Raw genomic sequence first — 20,381 nt, forward strand, 5'->3', positions numbered from 1 at the left:
CCCTCAGGGGGTGCCGCGCGACAGCACCATCGCCAGCGTGAGCATGCCGATGACGACCCAGCCGAACCACAGCCAGCCGTTGCTCCCGAGCGCGACCGTGTACGCGGTCACCGCGACCAAGCCTCCGATGGTGAACACACCCATCGTCTTCGTAGAATCAGGCATCGCCCTGCCTCCTCCCGGCAGCCCCGGCGCCTCGACGCCAAGACCGCGGCCTGGGACCATCCTCGCCTGCGAAGACCCTTTGCCGCCAGAGGGCTGCTAGCGCCCGCGCGCGGCCAGTGAGGCGAGATAGGCGTTGTACGCCTCGAGCTCCTTGTCGCCGTCCCGGTCCGCTGCCCGGTCCGTACGCCGTGCCTGGCGCTGGTCGGAGCGGTACCACTGGAAGAGCAGCGCGAGCAGCACGAGCACCGAGGGCACCTCGCTGAACGCCCACGCGATGCCGCCCGCGGCCGTCTGATCGGCGAGGGCGTCGATGCCCAGCGAGGCGGGCGGGTTCTTGTAGGTGCCGACCATCGGCTCGGACGCCATCATCAGCGCGATGCCGAAGAACGCGTGGAAGGGCATGCCCGCGAACAGCTCCAGCATCCGCATGATGTAGCCGGGCCGGTGCGGCCCCGGGTCGACGCCCATGATCGGCCAGAAGAAGACCAGGCCGACCGCGAGGAAGTGCACCATCATCCCGATGTGGCCCACCTTGGAGCCCATCAGGGTGTCGAAGAGCGGGGTGAAGTACAGCGCGTACAGGCTCGCGATGAACAGCGGGATGGTGAACGCGGGGTGCGTGATGATCTTCATGTAGCGGCTGTGCAGAACCCACAGGAGCCACTCGCGCGGGCCCTTGCGGCCGCGGCCCGCGACCGGCAGCGCACGCAGGGCCAGGGTGATGGGGGCGCCCATCAGGAGCAGGATCGGCGAGAGCATGCTGATGATCATGTGCTGCACCATGTGCACGCTGAACATGACCATTCCGTAGTCGTTCAGCTTGGTGCACATCACGAGCAGGATGGTCAGCACGCCCACCACGAAGGAGATGGTGCGGCCGACCGGCCACTTGTCCCCGCGCCGCACGAGCCGGACCACGCCCCAGCCGTAGAGGGCCAGGGCCGCCAGGGAGCCGATGAGGAAGAAGGGGTCGGCCGAGAGCTCGAGCCCGCGCCCCAGCGTGAACGGCGGCAGATCCATGTTCATGCCGTGCCCGCTGTGATCCATCCACTGGCTCCTGATTCGTGCGGTTGTGCGCTGTGTGTCCGCACCAGACTAGAACGGCCCCCGGACGCCGACGCGTCCGGGGGCCGTTCGAAAAAGCCGCGCCCTACAGGACGCACTCCGCCTCGGCGTAGCGCTCGTCCGGCACCGTCTTCAGGGTCTCGACGGCCTCGGCGAGCGGGACCATCGTGATGTCCGTGCCGCGCAGCGCCGTCATCTTGCCGAACTCGCCGCGGTGCACCGCCTCCACGGCGTGCCAGCCGAAGCGGGTGGCGAGCACACGGTCGTACGCGGTAGGGGTGCCGCCGCGCTGGACGTGCCCGAGGATCACCGGGCGGGCCTCCTTGCCCAGGCGCTGCTCCAGTTCGATGGAGAGCTGGCGGGCGATGCCGGCGAACCGCTCGTGGCCGTACATGTCCTTGATGCCCTCGTCGAACTTCATCGAGCCCTCGCGGGGCTTGGCGCCCTCGGCGGCCACGACGATCGCGAACTTCTTGCCCGCGGAGAAGCGTTCGCCGACCTTCGCCGCCAGTTCCTCGATGTCGAAGGGGCGCTCCGGCACGACGATCGCGTGCGCGCCGGCCGCCATGCCCGAGTGCAGGGCGATCCAGCCGGTGTGCCGGCCCATGACCTCGACGATCAGGACCCGCTGGTGCGACTCGGCGGTGGTCTTGAGGCGGTCGAGAGCCTCCGTCGCCACGCCGACCGCGGTGTCGAAGCCGAACGTCACGTCGGTGACCGCGATGTCGTTGTCGATCGTCTTGGGCACCCCGACGATCGGCAGACCGGCGTCCGACAGGAGGCGGGCCGCCTTCAGGGTGCCTTCGCCGCCGATCGGGATGACCGCGTCAAGACCCAGGTCGGCGAGGTGGCCCTTGGCCCGCTCGACGCCGTCGCGCAGGTGCGCGGGCTGGACCCGGGAGGAGCCGAGAATCGTTCCGCCACGGGCCAGGATGCCGCCCACCGCGTCCAGGTCGAGCTTGCGGTAGTCGCATTCGAGCAGGCCACGCCAGCCGTCGTGGAAGCCGATGACCTCGTCGCCGTGATCGACGACGGCACGGTGCACGACCGAACGGATGACGGCGTTCAGACCGGGGCAGTCGCCGCCGGAGGTGAGGACACCAATGCGCATAGCCCGGATTACCTTTGCAACGTGGGCCGAAGTCCGGACCACGTCGTCCGGCTGGAACCCCGCCACCCTATAGGCGCGAGGGGGCGGGGCCGTACCGGGCGTCCGACTGCTGGACTGCGCCGCTCACCTGTGCGGCAAGCGCATCAGGCGGGCTGCTGCGCCGCGTTCATGCGCTCGGCGCGCAGCGCCTCGTACCAGCGGTCGTCCGTCGGCGGCAGCGCGTTCACGTCGAGGGCCAGCTTCAGGAGCAGGTCCGCGATCAGCGGGTTGCGGGCCAGGACGGGACCGTGCATGTACGTGCCGAAGACCGTGCCGTTGTATGCGCCCTCGGTGCCGTCGCCCGTGCCGTTGCCCCGGCCGAGCGTGACCCGGGCGAAGGGCCGCGCGGAGGGGCCGATGTGCGTGATGCCCTGGTGGTTCTCGAAGCCGGTCAGCGGGGGCAGGCCCAGCTGCGGGTCGATGTCGCCCAGGACGTCGCCGACGCAGCGGTCGCCCTCGCCGCGGGTGGAGATCACGTCGAGCAGGCCGAGGCCCGGCTCGCGCTGGCCGAGGTCGTTGATGAACTCCTGGCCCAGGATCTGGTAGCCCGCGCAGACCGAGAAGACGATCGCGCCGTTGCCCACGGCGCGCTGCAGTCCGCCGTCGCGGCGCAGCCGCTCGGCGGCCAGGCGCTGCGGGCGGTCCTCGCCGCCGCCGATCAGGTAGATGTCGCCGGAGGTGGGCACCGGCTGGTCGCTGCGCACGTCGTAGCGCTCGACCTGGAGGCCGCGCTGGTGGGCGCGGCGCTCCACGACCAGGGCGTTGCCCTGGTCTCCGTACGTGCTGAGCAGGTCGGGGTAGACCCACACCAGCCGCAGGCTGTTGTCGCTCATGCTCATTCGTCCCTACGAGGGTCTAGAGGGTCCGGTGGGGTCAGTTGCCGACGCGGCGGCGCAGGTCCTGGAACGCGGTGTAGTTCGCGATCGTCTCGATGCGTCCGGGCGGCGCCAGCTGCACGGCCTCGTCGAGGGACTCGCAGACCCGGAAGTCAAGGCCCGCGACCTCAAGACGCACGGCGAGGTCCAGCTTGCGGTCGCCGAGCACGAAGATCGGGTGACCGGCCAGGCGGGTGTAGTCGACGTCCCACAGCCAGGAGGTGTCGGTGCCGTCGGCGCCGCGGGCGTTCACGGACAGGACCACCGGGGTGGGCGGCGGGTCGATCAGCGAGAACGTCTCGAGCCAGCCCGCGGGGTTCTTCGCGAGCAGCAGGCGCAGGTCGCGGCCCTGGAACTGCACGACGTCATAGCGTCCGGCGACGGCCTGCACCTGGTACATCCGCTCCAGGGCGACCTGCGGCGGTACGCCGAAGACGGCGGCGACGGCGGCCGACGTGGTGGCGTTGGCCTTGTTCGCCCGGCCCGGCAGCTGAAGGTGGATCGGCCAGGCCGAGCCGTGCGGGTCAAGGACGTGGTCGCCGGAGAGCACCCAGCTCGGCGCCGGGCGGCGGAAGCCGCACTCGCCGCAGAACCAGTCGTCGCCGGGGCGCTGCATCACGCCGCCGCAGGAGGGGCACGACCAGGCGTCGTCCTTCCACTCCTGGCCGGCGGCCACCCACACGACGTTCGGCGACGAGGACGCCGCCCAGACGACCAGCGGGTCGTCCGCGTTGGCGATCACGACGGCCTTGGAACCGGCCAGGCCCTCGCGCCAGGCCTCCGCCATCATGCGGGTCTCGGCGGCGCGGTCGAGCTGGTCGCGCGAGAGGTTCAGGAGCGCGATCGCCTTCGGCTCCACGTCACGGGCGACACCGGCGAGGTACTTCTCGTCGACCTCGATCACGCCGAACCTGGCGTCCGAACCGCCCGCGAGGGCCGAGGTGATGCCGGCCGGCATGTTCGCGCCGAGCGCGTTCGACACCACGGGCCCGCTGGCGCGCAGCGCCTCGGCGAGCAGCCGGGTCGTGGTCGTCTTGCCGTTCGTGGCGGAGACGAGCACCACGTCCAGGTGCGTGGCGAGACGCCCGAGCAGGTCGGGGTCGAGTTTGAGTGAAACGCGGCCGCCGATCACCGATCCGCTGCCGCGGCCCGCCGCGCGCGACACCGCCGCGGCCGCCTTGCCCGCCGTCACGGCCAGCTTGGCCCGCGGCGACAGCGGGTCCGTGTTGCCTGCCATCAGTTCTGGATCCTCCTTGCTTACGGCGCCGCGCCTGCCCCCGGCAACGCGATGAACCTCAGCCTATCGAGATCCACTCACAAGCCCGAACCGCGGCACCACCCCGACCCCGGGGCTTTCTTAGGACCGTACCCTTGCGGCCATGCGACACGGCTCGATCCCGGGCGCCTCGGGGCGCGTACGACCTCTGACACTGCTCGGTGACCCCGTGCTGCACAAGCCCTGTGAGGAGGTCACCGACTTCGGCTCCGAACTGGCCCGGCTCATCGAGGACATGTACGCCACGATGTACGCCGCCGAGGGTGTCGGTCTTGCCGCCAACCAGATCGGCGTGAATCAGCGGGTCTTCGTCTACGACTGCCCGGACGACGACGATGTGCGTCATCTCGGGTACGTGGTGAACCCGCGCCTCGTGGAGATGGACGGCCCGAGCGTGCGCGGCCCGGAGGGCTGTCTCTCGCTGCCCGGCCTGGAAGCCGTCACGCCGCGCTTCGACCACGCCGTGGTGGAGGGCTTCGACATGCTCGGTGCGCCGGTGCGGGTGCACGGAACCGGCTGGTTCGCGCGCTGCCTGCAGCACGAATGCGACCACTTGGAGGGCGGCGTCTACACCGATCACGTCACGGGCTGGCGGCGCCGCAGGGTGCTGCGGGCCGCCGCCAGGGCGTCCTGGAGCCGCTGATGTGCCGCGGCGGGCCGGGCCGGGAGGTCTTCAGAAGCCGGGGCCGCCGATGCGGTCGCCCGCGGCGGCGAGGCGTCCCCACAGCAGGTCGGCCAGGCTGCTGACCAATTCGGCGCGCGGGCAGGGCCGTTCGCCCAGCCACCAGTCGCCGGCCGCGTGCATCATGCCGACGATGCCGTGCCCCCAGACCCGGGCGAGCTGGGCACTGCCCGGGCCGAGGTCGACGCGTTCCTCTATGACCTGCGCGAGCTCCTCGCCCATGCGGCGCAGGACCGGGGCGGAGTGCAGGCCCACGTCGAAGCCCTGCTCGCCGGCGGTGGCGCTGTCGGAGGGGTGCATGAGGAAGCGGTAGACCTGCGGGCGGGCCTCGATCGCCGCCAGGTAGGTGTCCAGGGTCTGCTCGACGCGCTCCCTGCGTTCGGCAGGGGCGTCCAGGGCGGCGCGCAGGGCTTCCAGGAGCGCGTCGGTGTGCCGCTTGGCCAGTGCCGCGTACAGGCCGCCCTTGTCGCCGAAGTGCCGGTAGAGGATCGGCTTGGTGATGCCCGCCTCCGCGGCGATGGCGTTCATCGAGGCACCGGGCCCGTCGCGAAGCACCACCCGGTCCGCGGCCTCGAGCAGCTCGCGCCGCCGGCGCTCGGCAGACCGTTGCTGCTCGGTCTGCTGTGTGATGGTCTCCATAGCGATTCTCTCCCCGCCCAGGCGATTGCGTGACGCACGCGCAACGTAACACCCCGCGCTCGGCGCCCATCGAACGGGCGGCCGGGAGTTGACATCGGCTACCGGCCGGTAACAGACTCCAGTTACCGCAAGTAACGTATGTCTTCACCGCAGGTCCTGGAGGGGTCATGGCCGAGTTCACCATGGAGCTCAACGACGAACAGAAGGAGGTCCGGGACTGGCTCCACGGGTTCGCCGCTGACGTGATCCGGCCTGCTGCCGCCGAGTGGGACGAGCGTGAAGAGACGCCGTGGCCGATCATCCAGGAGGCGTCGAAGCTGGGGATCTACTCCCTCGACTTCTACGCCCAGCAGTTCTTCGACCCCACGGGCCTGGGCATCGTGATGGCGACCGAGGAGCTCTTCTGGGGTGACGCGGGCATCGCCCTGTCCATCATGGGCACGGGCCTCGCCGCCGTCGGCGTCCTCGCCAACGGCACCGAGGAGCAGATAGGCACCTGGATCCCGCAGATGTACGGCGACGTGAACGACGTCAAGGTCGCCGCCTTCTGCTCCTCCGAGCCCGACGCCGGCTCCGACGTGGCGGCGATGCGCACCCGCGCCGTCTACGACGAGGCCAAGGACGAGTGGGTGCTCAACGGCACCAAGACCTGGGCGACCAACGGCGGCATCGCCAACGTCCACGTCGTCGTCGCGGTCGTCGACGCCGAACTCGGCTCCAAGGGCCACGCCTCCTTCATCGTCCCGCCGAACACCCCCGGCCTCTCCCAGGGCCAGAAGTTCAAGAAGCACGGCATCCGCGCCTCGCACACCGCCGAGGTCGTCCTGGAGGACGTGCGCATCCCCGGCCACTGCCTGCTCGGCGGCAAGGAGAAGCTGGACGAGCGCCTCGCCCGCTCCCGCGAGCGCGCCAAGAAGGGCGGCGAGCGCGTGAAGAACGCCGCGATGGCCACCTTCGAGGCGTCCCGCCCGGCGGTCGGCGCCATGGCCGTGGGCACGGCGCGCGCCGCGTACGAGGAGGCCCTGGAGTACGCCAAGACGCGTACGCAGTTCGGTCGCCCGATCATCGACAACCAGGGCATCGCCTTCCAGCTCGCCGACATGCGTACGCAGATCGACGCAGCGCGTCTGCTCGTCTGGCGCGCCTCGTGGATGGCGAGCACGGGCAAGAAGTTCGAGTCCGCCGAGGGCTCCATGTCGAAGCTCTACGCGAGCGAGGTCGCCAAGAAGGTCACCGCGCAGGCGCTGCAGATCTTCGGCGGCAACGGCTTCACGCGCGAGTACCCGGTGGAGCGCATGCACCGTGACGCCGCGATCTACACGATCTTCGAGGGCACGAGCGAGATCCAGCGTCTGGTGATCGCCCGTACGTTGTCGGGGATGCCGATCCGCTAGCACGCCCGGCGCACCGGAAAGATCCGCCCCTGCCGCTTTTGCGGCAGGGGCGGTTGCTGTGAGCGACCCCGGCCGGGGCGCGCCGCCGGGGGAGATAGGCAGGCAAACTTGCAAGGCTACCTGTCAATCTCGTACGGTGGCGGACATGAGCGCACCTTCCGGCGACCCGCATCCCGGGCAGGACGATCCGGGGCAGGACGACTCGGCTCCCGAGCAGATCGCCGCCGATCTGTCGAACGTCGTCCGGCGGCTCGTGCGACGCCTGCGCGGCGTGACACCGGAGACCGGACTCAGCCCCACCCAGCGTTCCGTGCTCGCCCGCCTCGACCGCGGGGGTCCCGCCACCACCGCGGGCCTGGCCCGCGAGGAGCTCGTCCGGCCCCAGTCCATGCGCCTCACCGTGGCCGCCCTGGAGGAGATGGGGCTCGTCGAGCGGGCCCCCGATCCCGATGACGGGCGGCAGTCCGTCGTCTCCGTGACCGATCAGGGGCACCGCACCCTCACCGAGATGCGGGCCGCCAAGCACGACTGGCTCTCGACGTCCCTTACCGACGGCTTCGACCCGGCCGAGCGCCGCCAACTGGCCGATGCCATCGTGCTGTTGGAGCGGCTGGTGCAGAAGTGAGGACGAAGCCGGACGCCCCGGCCCGCCCGGCAGCGGCGGGCGGGCATCGCGCCTTCGGGGCACGCCTCACCGCGCCCCTCCTCCTCGGCTCGCTGCTCAACCCGCTCAACACCACGATGATCTCCACCGGCCTGGTGGCGATCGGCCACGACTTCGGGGTCGGCGCCTCCGACACGGTCTGGCTCGTCTCCGTGCTCTACCTCGCCAGCGCCGTCGCCCAGCCCGTCCTCGGCAAGCTCGCCGACAGCATCGGCCCGCGCCGGGTCTTCCTCGCCGGGCTCGTGGTCGTCGTCGCCTCCGGTCTCGTGGGGGCGTTCGCCCCCGGATTCCTGTGGCTGCTTGTCTCGCGCCTGCTGCTCGGCATCGGTACGTCGGCGGCGTACCCGGCCGCGATGGCCGTCCTGCGCGACGAGTCACGCAGGCTCGGCATACCCACGCCGCGCACTGTCCTCGGCCGGCTCTCCTTCGCCGCGCTGGGCAGCGCGGCCATCGGCCCCACCCTCGGCGGGCTGCTCGTCGCGACCGCGGGATGGCGCGGCATCTTCGCCGTCAACGTCCCGGTCGCGCTCATCGCCTTCGGCTGCGCGCTGCGCTGGATACCGGCGGACGGACCACGGGCCGCGCGCCAAAAGGGCGGCGGTGCGAGCGCACTCGACCCCCTCGGGATACTGCTCTTCAGCGGTGCGCTGACCTGCCTCGTCATCTTCCTGCTCGACCTGGCCCACCCCCTGTGGTGGCTGCTCGCCCCCATCGCGGTGCTCTCCGCCGTGCTGACCTGGTGGCAGCTGCGCCACCCGCACCCCTTCATCGACCTGCGCATGCTCGGCCGCAACCACGCACTGGCCCGCACCTACCTGCGGCACGGCCTGAGCTACCTCGTCGTGTACTGCGTCATGTACGGCTTCACCCAGTGGCTGGAAGAAGCCCGCGACCTCTCCTCCCTGCACACCGGGCTCGTCATGCTGCCCATGTCCCTTGCCGCGCTGGCCTGTTCGCTGCTCGGCGCCCGTACGAAGGGCATCCGCGCCCCGCTGAGCATCGCCGCCGTCCTGCTCGTCGTGGGCAGCGCGCTGCTCTTCTTCACCTCCGGCGGCACACCGCTCGCCGTTCTTCTCCTGGCCGGCGCCTGCTTCGGCATTCCGCAGGGCCTGATGGGCACCAGCAACCAGGCCGCCGTGCAGAGTTTCGCCCCCGCCGACGCGATCGGCTCCGCCGCGGGGCTGCAGCGCACGGCCCAGTACATCGGCGCCATCGCCGCGTCCGGCCTGATCGGCCTCGCCTACGGGCAGCGCGCCGACGACGCCGGACTGCACCTCATGGGCGCGGTGGGCGCCGTTCTCGCGCTCGCCCTGGTCGCCCTGACCCTCACCGACCGCGCCCTGCGCGCCCGCACCTGACCAACATCCCAGCGAAACCCCGTAAGACCAACACCCCAGCGACACCCCCGTAAGACCCACTTCCCGGCGACACCCCCGTAAGAGAGAGACCACAACCATGACTGCCACCACCCTCGACCCCACCACGGCCCTCGTCGTCGTCGACCTCCAGAAGGGCATCACCGCCCTGCCCACGGCCCACCCCTCCGCGGAGATCATCGAGCGGTCGGCGCGCCTGGCCGACGCCTTCCGCGAGCGCGGCCTGCCCGTCGTCCTGGTCCGCGTCACCGGCGGCGCCCCCGGACGCACCGAAGGGCCCGCCCGCGGCGGCGAGGTGCCCGCCGACTGGGCCGACCTGGTCCCCGAACTCGGCCGCCGGGACAGCGACATCGTCGTGACCAAGCAGCAGTGGGGCGCCTTCTACGGCACCGACCTCGACCTCCGGCTGCGCCGCCTGGGCGTCACCCAGATCGTGGTCACCGGCATCGCGACGAGCATCGGCGTCGAGTCGACGGCCCGCTCGGCGCACGAGCACGGCTATCACGTGACGGTCGCCGTCGACGCGGTGACCGACATGGACGCCGACGCACACCGCAACAGCATCGAGAAGATCTTCCCGAGGCTCGGCGAGACGGACACCGCGGAGGCGATCGCGAAGCTGCTGTAGCCGACCTGTCGGACCTGGCTTCGTACGGACGTCCGCAGCATCCTCGTCCGCGAGAGTGAGCACAGTGCACACCGCGGAGCCCACCGGTCCGCCCACCGCACGGCGTAGCGTGGCTTCCCCCTGTGTGGGTGTGTGCCGAGGGAGGGATCCATGTCCTCTGAGCCGATTCTCGTCGTGCAGCCGTCCCCGCCCCTCACCGTGCAGAAGTCCGCACCGAAGGGCGTGAGCAGGTTCATCGGCCGCGAGGAAGAGCTGCGCGCGCTGATGGACGCGGGCGGCGCCACGCGCAACTGCCCCGTCCGCGCGGTCTACGGAATGCCGGGGGTCGGCAAGAGCACGCTGGTTGCGGAGGCCGCCCGCAACCTCGTGCACGACTTCGAGGAGTGCCTCTACATCGACCTGCGGGCCTCGTGCCCCTGGCCGGTGCGTCCCTGCGACGCGGTGGCCGGGCTGCTCAGGGTCTGCGGCATGGACCAGGGGGACCTTGCCAAGGACCTGGCGGGCCTGGTCGAGCAGTGGCGGGTGCACGTGTCGGGCAAGCGGCTGCTCCTGATCCTCGGCGACGCGGACGAGGCGCAGGTCGAGGCGATCGCACCCAACTCCAACGACTGCCTGGTCCTGATCACCAGCCGCAAGCAGCTCGGCGGAGACCTGGTCGACGATTTCGTCTTCCTGGACGTGCCGGGACCGCAGGAGGCGGCACGGCTCTTCCTCGCCCTTGCCGACCGGCAGCCCGCTCAGGGGGACGCCGCCGCCGTGGCCCAGCTGGTGGAGATGTGCGGCCGGCTGCCCCTGGCCCTCGCCGTGCTGGCCAACGTGCTCAAGCAGCGCAGGACGTGGACCGTAGCGAAGCTGCGGGACAACTTCGTCTCGCGCCCCGGCATGGTCAAGGGCGGCGACTGGGCACGGCGCGTGGATCAGACCCTGCTGTTCTGGTACGACCAACTGCCCCCGGAATCCAAGTACTTCCTGCGCCGTCTCGCGCTGCACCCCGGGGTGGAGTGCGACCGGTATGCCGCAGCCGCCCTCAACGGCATCCCGGCGGAGCAGGCCGACGAACACCTCGACCACCTCTACCGGGGCCACCTTCTGACGGAACGCGCCGCCGACCGTTACCGGATGCACAAGCTTGTCCGGGATCACGTGTACGCGCGGGCCCTTGAGGCCGATCCGCCCGAGGTCCGCGACGCGGCGACGGCCCGCCTGCTCGACCTCTACGAGTACACGGCCGACCTGGCCGGACGCCACTTCGACCGCCGGGCGCGCCCGGCAGGTCAGGCACCCGCCCCGGTGTACGGCCACCCGCTCCTCACCGACCGGGCCCGGGCGGCGGCCTGGCTGCGGACCGAGTGCCCCAATCTGCTGTCCTGCGCCGAGTACGCCTACGGCAGAGGGGAGACGGCGGAGTACGGACGTGTCGTGCGCTTGGCCGCGGCCATGGCGGAGTTCCTGCGCCAGCAGGGCCCCTGGGACCGGGGGATCGAACTGCACGATCGAGCGGTGGCTTCGGCCCGCGCGTCCGGAGACGCTCTGGGACAGGCCAGAGCACTGTTCAACAAGGCGAATCTGCACTTCCGGCGGGCCGAACGGCAGCCGGACTACGCGGCGGTGGACGAACTGCTGCGGTCGGTACTGGGCCTCTGCCAGGAGGCGGCGACGCATCCGTCGCCGCGGGCGGACCCGGAGGTGGCCAGGATCATCGAGGCGGAGGCTCACTCCCTGCGCGGGCACGCCAAGTGGATGACGGACGACGCCGGCACGGAGGACCAGGTCCGCGTCGCCCTGGGCGCCTTCAGGGCCATCAAGGACCAGCTGGGCGAGGCCGATGTCTGCAAGCAGCTGAGCGATCTGCTGCGGATGACACGACCGGAGGAGGCGGAGGCGCTCGCGAAGCGGGCCGTGGAACTCTGCTCCGAGATGCACGACGAACTGGGGGAGACCAACGCCCTTGACTCCCTGGGCCTGGTCGAGCTGTTCAAGGGCGAAGCGATCAGCGCGGAAGGGCGGTTCAGGAGCTGCCTGGCCCGCTATCGCGGGCTCGGATCGAGGATCGGCGAGGCCAACAGCCAGCTGCACCTGGCCAGGGCGCTGCGCCTGACCGGACGGTACGAACTCGCGCGGGACGCCGCTTGCGAGGGGCTGGCCGGCTACGAGGAACTCGGGGTGCGACAGGGACAGGCGAACGCACTGGAGGTGTACAGCTCGGTCCTGCGCGTGACGGGCCGGCTGTCCCTGGCCGCACGGCACTCCGAGAAAGCTGTGCGGATCTACGGCGAGCTCGGCGAGAGCCTGGGCCGGGCCGAGGCCCTGGACGGGCTCGGCATCGCGCTGCGGCTGAAGGGGAAGTACGGGGAGGCCGCCCGGAGGCTGGAGGAGGCGGCCGGGCTGTACGGCCGGCACCGGCGGCCCTTCGGCAAGGCCGAGGCCCTGAGCCACCTGGGCGTGGTCCTGCGGCTGACCGGTGAGTTCGAGCGGGCCGAGGAGCTGCTCCGAGGGGCGCTCGACGAGTTCAAGGAGGTCCATAACCCCGTCGGCCAGGCCAACGCCCTCCAGCAGTTGGGCACGATCCTGCGGCTGACCGCGCACGACCGCACGGATTACAAGGCGGCCGACGAGCGCCTGGGCCGGGCCGAGGAGATCTTCGTACGCATCGGGCACCCGCTCGGCCAGGCCAACGTGAAGGCCGGGCGCGCCCTGGTCAAGGACGCTCTCGGCGACCCGGCCGGGGCGCAGCGGGACCTGGAGGACTCCCTGCAGCGGTTCCGGCAGCTCGGCGACCGGCTCGGCCAGGCCGAGGTGCTCAACCACCTCGGTGAGCTGCTGCTGTCCACGTCCGACCCGATCGGCGGTCTCGCCCGGCACCGATCGGCCCTCAGGGCGGCGCGGCAGGTGCAGAGCCCGCTGGAGCAGGGGCGTGCCCACCACGGCGCCGCGCACTGTCTCCTGATCAACGGAAGCGAGGCCGAAGCCGTGGTCGATCTGCGGCAGGCCGTGCGGATCTTCACGGACATCCGTGCCTTCGAGGCCCACCGGATCGACAGGGAACTGGCGGAGCTGGAGGGCAGGTTGGCCGGGCGGGAGCCTTAGTCACCCGCACGGAAAACCGGTGGAGTCATACCTCCGTGCCCCGTTAGCGTGCTGCCGAGTCAGATCGTCTGGGCAAGGACGTGCCGTTGTACACCAAGTGAGACCTCCCGAGTGCTGATGTGTCGCGCGTCGCGCCTGTGCGCCGCGCTTCTTCTTGCTGCGGACTTCTCACTGGAACCGGTGTACTTCTGTGCTCAAAATCTGGGTGGTCACGCCCACCTGCCTGCCGACCGTTCTGCGCCGCTGCCACGGCTGCGCCTCCGGACGCTTCAGGGCGAGCGGAAAATTCCGCGTCAACGCCAACCACAAGCTCATCGACGCCTGGCTCCTCGCGCTGTGCACCGGCTGCGGGGACACCACCAAGGTCACTGTCCTGGAGCGGGCGAACGTGCGCTCCGTACGGCCCGGGTTTCTGGACCGGATGCATGACAACGACCCGGCCCTGGCAGCGGAGTTGCTCCAGGACCCGGTCCTGCGGCGCCGCAACCGCATCGCCCTCGACTGGACCGGCGCCTGGCGCCTGGACGCCGACGCCGGATCGCGACAGCCGCGGGAGGGCGAGGCGATCGAGGTCTCGGTCCGCTTCGCGGCGCGGATACCCGTCCGGCCGGTGCGGCTGATCGCCGAAGGGCTCGGCCTCTCGCGGGCCGGGGTCGAGAGGCTGCTCGCCGAGGGGAACCTCGTGTCGGCGGTCCGCCTGAGCGGCAAACTCTCCGGCGACTTCACCTTCACGCTCAAGCGCTGAGGTCGGGGCCGTACGTCTGCCGGCGGCTCAGGGCCGGTGGACGTACGGCTCAGGGCCGGTGGACGTACGGCGTCGTCACGCTCAGCGGCGCGAAGCCCAGGCGCCGCAGGATCGGGCGGCTGTCGTCGGTGGCGTCCACCTGGAGGTAGCGGTAGCCGCGTTCGGCGGCGATGCGGGTGCGGTGGGCGATCAGCGCACGGTAGATGCCCTTGCCCCGCCACTGCGGTGCGGTGCCGCCGCCCCACAGGCCCGCGAAGTCGGTGCCGGGGCAGAACTCCATCCGCGCCGAGCTCACCGGCACGTCGCCCGCCATCGCGACCACCGCGACGACGGCGTCCGGTGTCTCGGTCAGCTGGGTGAGGACCCGCTTGGCGAGCCGCTCGCCGAGTTCCGCGCTGTCCTCGCCGAACGCCGCGTTGTGGGCGTCGGCCATCAGCCGCGCGCCGGCCGCGTCCGTCACCGGCAGCAGGGTGATCCCTTCGGGCAGTTCGGGCCGCGTGGACAGTCCCGCGACCTCGGCCACCATCACGGTCTCCGGCGGCTCCGGGACGAAACCGGCCCTTCGCAGCCGGTCGGCGAGGTCGGCGGGGCGGTCGTGGGAGTGCAGCTTCCACTCGAACTCGCGCCCCAGAGACGTGTAGTACCGCACCTGCTCGGCGATGACACCGTCCGCCGTGGCCTCGTCGATGTCCGCCCAGTGCACGCCGTTCCAGTCGTGCTCGGCGCCGATCTGCCGGACGACGGCCCCGGCCCGTTCGACGCGCGCGCCCGGGCTGTCCGTCCGTGCGTCGCGCCGGATCTGCCGGTCGTACGTCGCCAGTACCGCTTCGTGATCCATGCGGGCACTTCAGCAGCGGCGGCGGGGCGCGGCAACCGATTTACCGGTGGCGGGGTCAGGCTTGCCAGTGGCAGCGCAGCGCCGCGGTGGCGAAACCGGGGCCGAAGGCGACCATGATGCCGCGGGCGCCGTCGGCGGGGGCGGCGGCATGGGTGCGTTCGAGGACCCGCAGGACACTGACGCCGCCGAGGTTGCCCTCGTCGGCGAGGGTGTCGGTCGAGTGGCGCGAATCGTGAGGGGTCAGGCCCAGGGCGGCGGCGGTGTCGGAGATGATGCGCAGGCTGCCGGGGTGGATGACGGCGAAGTCCACGCTCTGCGGGCCCACCCACTCCATGAGCTGGGGCAGGACGTCGTCGGCCGCGGTCAGCGCCTCCTTGGTGGAGTCGAAGTGGAAACCGGAGGGGGAGATCCGGCCGCGCTGCCGGTCGAGACTGTGCGGCAGGACGTACTCGAAGGAGTCGTCGATCGCGATCCCCGGCCCCAGCGGCACGTCGGAGACGACGGTCGCGGCGGCGGAGTCACCGAACAGCGCCTTGTAGATCATGGCCTCGATGCCGGTGTCGCCATGGTGATAGACGCTGGAGATGACCTCGGCCGCCACGACGAGTACCTTGCTGCCGGGCCGGGCGGCGACGAGATCGGCGGCGCGCATCAGGGACTGTGTGCCGCCGGGGCAGGCCAGGGTGGTCAGCGCGATGCGGCGCACTGTGGGGCGCAGTCCGAGCCGGGCGATGAGGTGCATGTCGAGGTTGGGGACGGCCCAGCCGGTGGTGTGCGTGGTGACGATCGCGTCGATGTCCTTCGCCGCGAGACCGGCCGTGTCGAGGGCCGCGAGGGCGGCACGCTCGGCCATGGCAAGCGCGTCGCCGAAGGCCGCGCGGGCGCGTTCGCCGATGTCGGCGTCGCCGACGATGGTGTGGGAATCGAGGGGGCGGGTGAAGTAGCGGGTGTGGACACCGCAGTTGCCGATGACACGGAGGAACGCGCCGAGGCGGGGGTGCTCGGGATGGTGCGTGCGTATGTCGTCGGCTATCTCCGTTGTGGTGACCTTGTGGTCACCGACAACTGTCTGGGGTCTGGAGACATGAGCGGGCACGAGGTGACTCCCCGGGGAGTGAGTGGGCTGGGGGGGTCGCCACAAGGTACTTCACCCTGCTGAACTCGTCTCCGTCTCTGTCGGGAGGCCACATAGAGATGGGGCATGCGGTATGACGCGCCGTCAGCGCGCGCGCAGCATGGGTTCGCGGGTGTGGGAGCGCCGCTGGCCGGGCCGGAACACGAGGATCATCAGACGTGCGCCGGGGGCCGTCAGCGGCTGGGCCGTACACATGCTCGCCCAGCCCGGGCCCAGCTTCGGGTGCAGCAGGGGCCGTTCGTCGCCGTCGGGATGCGGGTAGGAGACGCCGTCGTTGTAGAGACCGGCGGTCTCGGGGTCCGCGAGCACTTCCTTCTCTATCTGCCGCAGGACTTCGTCATCGGGCCGGGAGGCGAGCGCGGCGCGCAGTTGGGGAAGCACCATGGGGGCCCAGGCCGTGTGCCAGTCCATCAGGGCCTTGCGGCCGTGGGGGTCGAGGACCATCCAGCGCATCGTGTTGGCGGGCACGTTCCCGTCGGGGAACATGGCCGCGAGGGGTTCGTTGTAGGCGAGCATGTCCCAGGACGCGTCGGTCACGTACGCCATGTGACTGATCCCGGCTACCGCTTCCTGCCATACCCCCGGCACCTCTTTGCCGGACGACTGGTGCAGTGGACCCGGCGGATCCTGAAGCAACGCGAAGCGGTTCAGCGATACCCACTCCTGCTCATTAAGACCAAACAGGCGTGCGACATCCCGCAACAAAGAAGAGGGCGGATTGGGATAACTGCCCGACTCCAGGCGGTGATACGTCCCGATAGCCCGGTGCAACAGCTGGTCGACCTGGTGTTGAGAGAGGCCGCGGGCGCGTCTGCCCTGGCCCGTGGGGCGGCTGAAGCCGTGTGATTCGGGGGCAATGAGGGCGCGTCGTTCGCGGAGCAGAGCGCGGAGCGCCGTCTTGTTCATGGTGGGTAATCCCTCTTGGTGCGCGCCGAGTTGAGCATCAGCAGTCTAAATATTCTCACCGTCTTTGGTAGTAAAGATTGCCCGAAGAAAAACGATCAGTCGATGCGGCATCATGGACGAAGCGGGACCGCCGACCTGCAAGTTCCATCGTCGGTGGGCACGCGGACACAACTGTGGGGCATCTTGTCCGGGGAGCTTGAAATTGGCTGAAATTCCCCGGCACCGGATACCCCCTAGGCCTACGGGGCCGCTGCGGGAAGAGTATGGATCGGTTGTTCGTATTCCGATGAGTGTGGTCGGAATCGTCGCACTCGGGACGTACGGCGCATGACTTCCCGAATCGGCTCCCCGGCCCACTGGCTGCGGCCGGTGCCGTCACTCGCCATTACGTAGCGGCCACGGTACCGGCCGCCCACAGTTGTCCAGGGCGGTGCCGCAAGTCGATCGGCCCGGCGCATCCTTGCCGGACGCACCCGGCAGGGAGCCGGTCGGCTCAGCCGGCCGTGAGCTGCTCCTGCGCGAGGGCCAAAATCTCCGTCACGCGCAGACCGAACCGCACGTCACACGCGTGCGGCCGACCGGATCGCGCCGATTCGACGAGCGCGTCGACCGCCGAGCGGAACGCGTCGAGCGCCCCGCCGCCGGACGGCATCAGGGCCGTCCCCGTCTCGCCGCGCAGCTCCACCGTCACCCCCGAGGCCTTCGGCGGCGTGGTCAGGCTCAGCGTCGCCGTGCTCGACGCCCCCGTGCTGTGCCGCAGGATCAGATGCACCAGGTCCGCCCGGCCTGTCGCTGCCGTCACCGCGGTCACATCGCCGAGCACCGGCAGCAGGACGGACAGGGCGTGCGGGCCGACGTCCCACAGGCCGCCCCGCTGTGCCCGCCACGGCGAGGAGAACGGACTGGATCCGTCCGCCGCGTAGAACGAGCTGTACCAGTCGGCGCGCCCGGCGAACCATTCCTCCGCCGCCTGCTCCGTCACCCAGGCCGACGTCGGTCCGGCGAAGCGCAGCGTGAAGAAGACGACGGAGGCAACCCGGGCCGCCTCCACCGCCGCGGCGAGGTCGCGGGCCGCGGCCACCGTCGTCGCCACGGGCTTGTCCAGGAGCAGATGGCAGCCCGCCGCGGCGGCCCGCGCGGCCAGCGGTGCCTGTACGTCCGGCGGCACGGCGAACGCCACTGCCTCGCTCGCGGCGAACAGTTCGTCCACGTCCGCGTACGAAGTGGTCGCGTGCGCCGTCGCCAGGGCGGACGCCGCGTCGGGCCGTCGCCCCCATACGCCGCTGAACTCCACGTCCGGGTGCTCGGCGAGCACCGGAGCGTGCGTGGACGAGGCCCAGGAGCCCGTGCCGACCAGCCCGATTCGCAGTCTCTTCATGAACGGCATTATGGCTGACTCCATACCGTCGACGATGGCGATGCCCAGTGCCCGCAAGGCTGTTGGCCGTACTTCGCTGCGATGTTCAAGTCATGGGTGGCTGGATCTCGATTCCCAACCGGGCGGTAGTGAAAGCCCATTCACCCGCTATGGTGAATTCGTATTCACTGCGCTTCGCCTCCGTTCACTTCCCTGGATTTTGCGCCCGCGCTGGAGAGATCATGAAGCTCGTCCCGATATCTTCCGCAGTTGGCGCAGGCATACGGTCCCGCCTGACGGTTCCCGTGCTGGCCTTCGGCGGCATTCTCATGGCGGTCATGCAGACCGTGGTCGTGCCGCTGCTCCCCGACCTGCCGCGCCTGACCGGCAGCTCACCGGGCGCGGTGTCCTGGCTGGTCACCGCCACCCTGCTGGCCGGCGCCGTCCTCACGCCGGTGCTCGGCCGGGCGGGCGACATGTACGGCAAGCGACGGGTGCTGCTCACCGCGCTCGGTCTGATGACCCTGGGCTCGATGCTCTGCGCGCTCACCTCCGACATCCGGCTGCTGATCGCGGCCCGCGCGCTGCAGGGCGCGGCGGCAGCCGTCGTACCGCTGGCGATCAGCATCCTGCGGGACGAACTGCCGCCGGAGCGCACCGGTTCGGCGGTGGCCCTGATGAGCTCGACCGTCGGGGTCGGCGCGGCGCTCGGCCTGCCGCTGGCCGCGCTGATCGTGCAGTACGCGGACTGGCACGCCATGTTCTGGGCGACGAGCGCGCTGGGCGCCATCGGGTTCGCCCTAGCCTGGTGGACCGTACGCGAGTCACCGGTCCGCTCGCCGGGGCGCTTCGACATAGGAGGCGCCCTGGGACTCGCCGCCGGGCTCGTGTGTCTGCTGCTCGCGGTGTCGCAGGGCGGGCAGTGGGGGTGGGGCAGCGTGACCGTGCTCGGACTGTTCGCCGGGGCCGTCCTCATCCTCGCCGTGTGGTGCAGACAGCAACTCCGGTCGAAGCAGCCCCTGGTGGACCTGCGCCTGGCGTCCGGGCGGCGGGTGGCGCTGCCGCACGTGGCGGCGCTCCTGGCCGGATTCGCCTTCTACGCCAACTCGCTGGTCACCGCCCAATTGGTGCAGGCGCCCGTCGCCAGCGGCTACGGCCGGGGCCTCTCGATCGTGGCGACCGGCCTCTGCCTGCTGCCCAACGGCCTGATCATGCTGGTGCTCTCGCCCGTGTCGGCCCGGATCTCCACCGCGTACGGAGCCCGCGTGACGCTGGCCATCGGGGCGGCGGCCATCGCACTCGGCTATGTCGTGCGCATCGTCGACAGCCGCGATCTCTGGGTGATCCTGTTGGGTGCGGCCGTGGTGTCGACGGGAACGACCTTCGCGTACTCGGCGCTGCCCACCCTGATCCTGCGGGCGGTGCCCCTCGCGCAGACCGCGTCCGCGAACGGCGTGAACGTCCTGATGCGCACCATCGGGCAGAGCGTGTGCAGCGCGGCGGTCGCCGCCGTGCTCGTCCGGCACACCACCGTGCTCGACGGGGTGCATGTGCCGACCCTGGGCGGCTATCAACTGGCCTTCGCCATGGCCGGAAGCATCGCGCTCGTCGCCTGCGCCGCGGCCATCGCCATACCCTCGGACCCGACACCGGACGGCCCGGAACGGACCGTCCGGCGGCCAGGACCCACGCAGGAGACGGCCCTGGAAGGAAGAAGCTGACACCTTGGACACATCCGACGCCGTGACCACTCCGGCCTCCGGCACCGCAGCGCCGTCCGGAGCGTGTGCCACCGGCCCCGCCCGCCGTGACGCCGAGGAGACGAAGGCCGCCATCATCCGCGCCGCCCGCCACCTCCTGGCCCGGCACGCACACACCGACATCACGCTCAAGGCGGTGGCCGAACGGGCGGGTGTGAGCGCGCCGCTGATCCTCAAGTACTTCGGCAACAAGGACGCGCTCTTCGCCCGCGTCATGTCCTTCGAGGCCGACGCCGAGGCGCTCCTCGACGCGCCCCTCGCCGAACTCGGCCACCACATGGTCCGCCATCTGCTGACCGGCCAGGCCGAGCACGGCGCCGACCCCATCCTGCGGATCGTCTTCGCCCCGCTCCACCGCGAACGGGGCGACACCCTGCGCGCCAACTTCCGGACCCAGGTGGTCGACCGCCTCGGCGCACGCCTGACGGGACCGGACGCGGGCGTACGCGCCGAACTCGCGGTGGGCACGCTGCTCGGTCTGGGCGTGATGTACGGAATAGCGCGCGGACCGCAGGTGCGGGGCACGCCGATCGACGAGATCACCGAGCGGTACGCGCCCGTGGTGCAGGGCTTCCTCACGCCGCCGTGAGGACACCTCCGTAAGGACACCTCCGTGAGGACACCGTCCGCCGCGAGACC

At 70.8% G+C, this 20,381-nt stretch carries 19 protein-coding genes and 1 pseudogene; 9 read left to right on the forward strand and 11 right to left on the reverse strand.

Translation table 11 applies throughout. The annotated features are described in order from the left end of the window. Positions 1–3 precede the first annotated feature (3 nt). From ACWFR3_RS21075 to ACWFR3_RS21095, 5 genes are all read right to left on the reverse strand, one after another. Complete coding sequence (locus ACWFR3_RS21075) at positions 4–165, reverse strand: hypothetical protein (protein ID WP_393406862.1); 162 nt, start codon at positions 163–165, stop codon at positions 4–6. 96 nt (positions 166–261) lie between these two features. Then, on the reverse strand, positions 262–1,212 hold the full coding sequence (locus ACWFR3_RS21080; protein WP_453736125.1) for a cytochrome c oxidase assembly protein: 951 nt from the start codon (positions 1,210–1,212) through the stop codon (positions 262–264). Positions 1,213–1,315: 103 nt separating this feature from the next. Next, positions 1,316–2,341, reverse strand: coding sequence for a 6-phosphofructokinase (locus tag ACWFR3_RS21085; protein ID WP_453736126.1), 1,026 nt, complete (start codon positions 2,339–2,341; stop codon positions 1,316–1,318). Positions 2,342–2,484: 143 nt separating this feature from the next. Then, positions 2,485–3,213: a type 1 glutamine amidotransferase gene (locus ACWFR3_RS21090; protein WP_453736127.1), complete on the reverse strand. Its 729-nt coding sequence runs from the start codon at positions 3,211–3,213 to the stop codon at positions 2,485–2,487. A gap of 40 nt (positions 3,214–3,253) precedes the next feature. Continuing rightward, positions 3,254–4,492, reverse strand: a complete 1,239-nt coding sequence (locus ACWFR3_RS21095; RefSeq protein WP_249585950.1) for a MurT ligase domain-containing protein — start codon at positions 4,490–4,492, stop codon at positions 3,254–3,256. Positions 4,493–4,634: 142 nt separating this feature from the next. Here ACWFR3_RS21095 and def point away from each other — a divergent pair, with 142 nt between their 5' ends. Then, the gene (def, locus tag ACWFR3_RS21100) at positions 4,635–5,174 is read left to right on the forward strand and encodes a peptide deformylase (RefSeq protein WP_453736128.1); all 540 of its coding nucleotides are present in this window, start codon (positions 4,635–4,637) and stop codon (positions 5,172–5,174) included. 30 nt (positions 5,175–5,204) lie between these two features. Here def and ACWFR3_RS21105 read toward each other — a convergent pair whose 3' ends face one another. After that, positions 5,205–5,852 (reverse strand): TetR family transcriptional regulator, encoded by a 648-nt coding sequence (locus tag ACWFR3_RS21105; RefSeq protein WP_453736129.1) that lies wholly within the window; start codon positions 5,850–5,852, stop codon positions 5,205–5,207. A gap of 167 nt (positions 5,853–6,019) precedes the next feature. Here ACWFR3_RS21105 and ACWFR3_RS21110 point away from each other — a divergent pair, with 167 nt between their 5' ends. The 6 genes from ACWFR3_RS21110 to ACWFR3_RS21135 all read left to right on the forward strand — a co-directional run bounded on the left by ACWFR3_RS21110 (position 6,020) and on the right by ACWFR3_RS21135 (position 13,746). Then, a complete protein-coding gene (locus ACWFR3_RS21110; RefSeq protein WP_361388264.1) occupies positions 6,020–7,246 on the forward strand; it encodes an acyl-CoA dehydrogenase family protein in 1,227 nt (408 codons plus the stop codon). A 145-nt stretch (positions 7,247–7,391) separates the two neighbouring features. Then, on the forward strand, positions 7,392–7,871 hold the full coding sequence (locus ACWFR3_RS21115; RefSeq protein ID WP_453736130.1) for a MarR family winged helix-turn-helix transcriptional regulator: 480 nt from the start codon (positions 7,392–7,394) through the stop codon (positions 7,869–7,871). After that, entirely contained in the window at positions 7,868–9,268 is a 1,401-nt protein-coding gene (locus ACWFR3_RS21120; RefSeq protein WP_453736131.1) for an MFS transporter, read from the forward strand. The genes ACWFR3_RS21115 and ACWFR3_RS21120 overlap by 4 nt, the downstream gene beginning before the upstream one ends. 97 nt (positions 9,269–9,365) lie before the next feature. Beyond that, on the forward strand, positions 9,366–9,914 hold the full coding sequence (locus ACWFR3_RS21125; protein ID WP_453736132.1) for an isochorismatase family protein: 549 nt from the start codon (positions 9,366–9,368) through the stop codon (positions 9,912–9,914). A 150-nt stretch (positions 9,915–10,064) separates the two neighbouring features. Further along, positions 10,065–13,001, forward strand: a complete 2,937-nt coding sequence (locus tag ACWFR3_RS21130; RefSeq protein WP_453736133.1) for a tetratricopeptide repeat protein — start codon at positions 10,065–10,067, stop codon at positions 12,999–13,001. A gap of 190 nt (positions 13,002–13,191) precedes the next feature. Next, positions 13,192–13,746 (forward strand): DUF1062 domain-containing protein, encoded by a 555-nt coding sequence (locus ACWFR3_RS21135; protein ID WP_453736134.1) that lies wholly within the window; start codon positions 13,192–13,194, stop codon positions 13,744–13,746. Positions 13,747–13,795: 49 nt separating this feature from the next. On the opposite strand, the gene ACWFR3_RS21140 is transcribed toward ACWFR3_RS21135, so the two are convergent. The 5 genes and pseudogenes from ACWFR3_RS21140 to ACWFR3_RS21160 form a co-directional block, all read right to left on the reverse strand. Then, positions 13,796–14,584: a GNAT family N-acetyltransferase gene (locus ACWFR3_RS21140; RefSeq protein WP_453736135.1), complete on the reverse strand. Its 789-nt coding sequence runs from the start codon at positions 14,582–14,584 to the stop codon at positions 13,796–13,798. A gap of 55 nt (positions 14,585–14,639) precedes the next feature. Beyond that, positions 14,640–15,680 (reverse strand): 3-oxoacyl-[acyl-carrier-protein] synthase III C-terminal domain-containing protein, encoded by a 1,041-nt coding sequence (locus ACWFR3_RS21145; protein ID WP_453736136.1) that lies wholly within the window; start codon positions 15,678–15,680, stop codon positions 14,640–14,642. 123 nt (positions 15,681–15,803) lie between these two features. Next, positions 15,804–16,265, reverse strand: a complete 462-nt coding sequence (locus ACWFR3_RS21150; protein WP_453736197.1) for an MmyB family transcriptional regulator — start codon at positions 16,263–16,265, stop codon at positions 15,804–15,806. Positions 16,266–16,388: 123 nt separating this feature from the next. Beyond that, positions 16,389–16,625 (reverse strand): annotated as a pseudogene (locus ACWFR3_RS21155) (helix-turn-helix domain-containing protein); the annotation flags it as partial. 493 nt (positions 16,626–17,118) lie between these two features. After that, positions 17,119–18,003 carry a Gfo/Idh/MocA family protein gene (locus tag ACWFR3_RS21160; protein ID WP_453736137.1) on the reverse strand — a complete coding sequence of 295 codons (885 nt, stop codon included), beginning with the start codon at positions 18,001–18,003 and terminating at the stop codon, positions 17,119–17,121. A gap of 221 nt (positions 18,004–18,224) precedes the next feature. On the opposite strand from ACWFR3_RS21160, the gene ACWFR3_RS21165 reads away from it, so the two are divergent. After that, the gene (locus ACWFR3_RS21165) at positions 18,225–19,703 is read left to right on the forward strand and encodes an MFS transporter (RefSeq protein WP_453736138.1); all 1,479 of its coding nucleotides are present in this window, start codon (positions 18,225–18,227) and stop codon (positions 19,701–19,703) included. Between the two features lie 22 nt (positions 19,704–19,725). After that, positions 19,726–20,331, forward strand: coding sequence for a TetR/AcrR family transcriptional regulator (locus tag ACWFR3_RS21170; protein WP_453736198.1), 606 nt, complete (start codon positions 19,726–19,728; stop codon positions 20,329–20,331). Positions 20,332–20,381 lie beyond the last annotated feature (50 nt).

The sequence above is a fragment of the Streptomyces sp. NPDC055189 genome, from assembly GCF_053606765.1.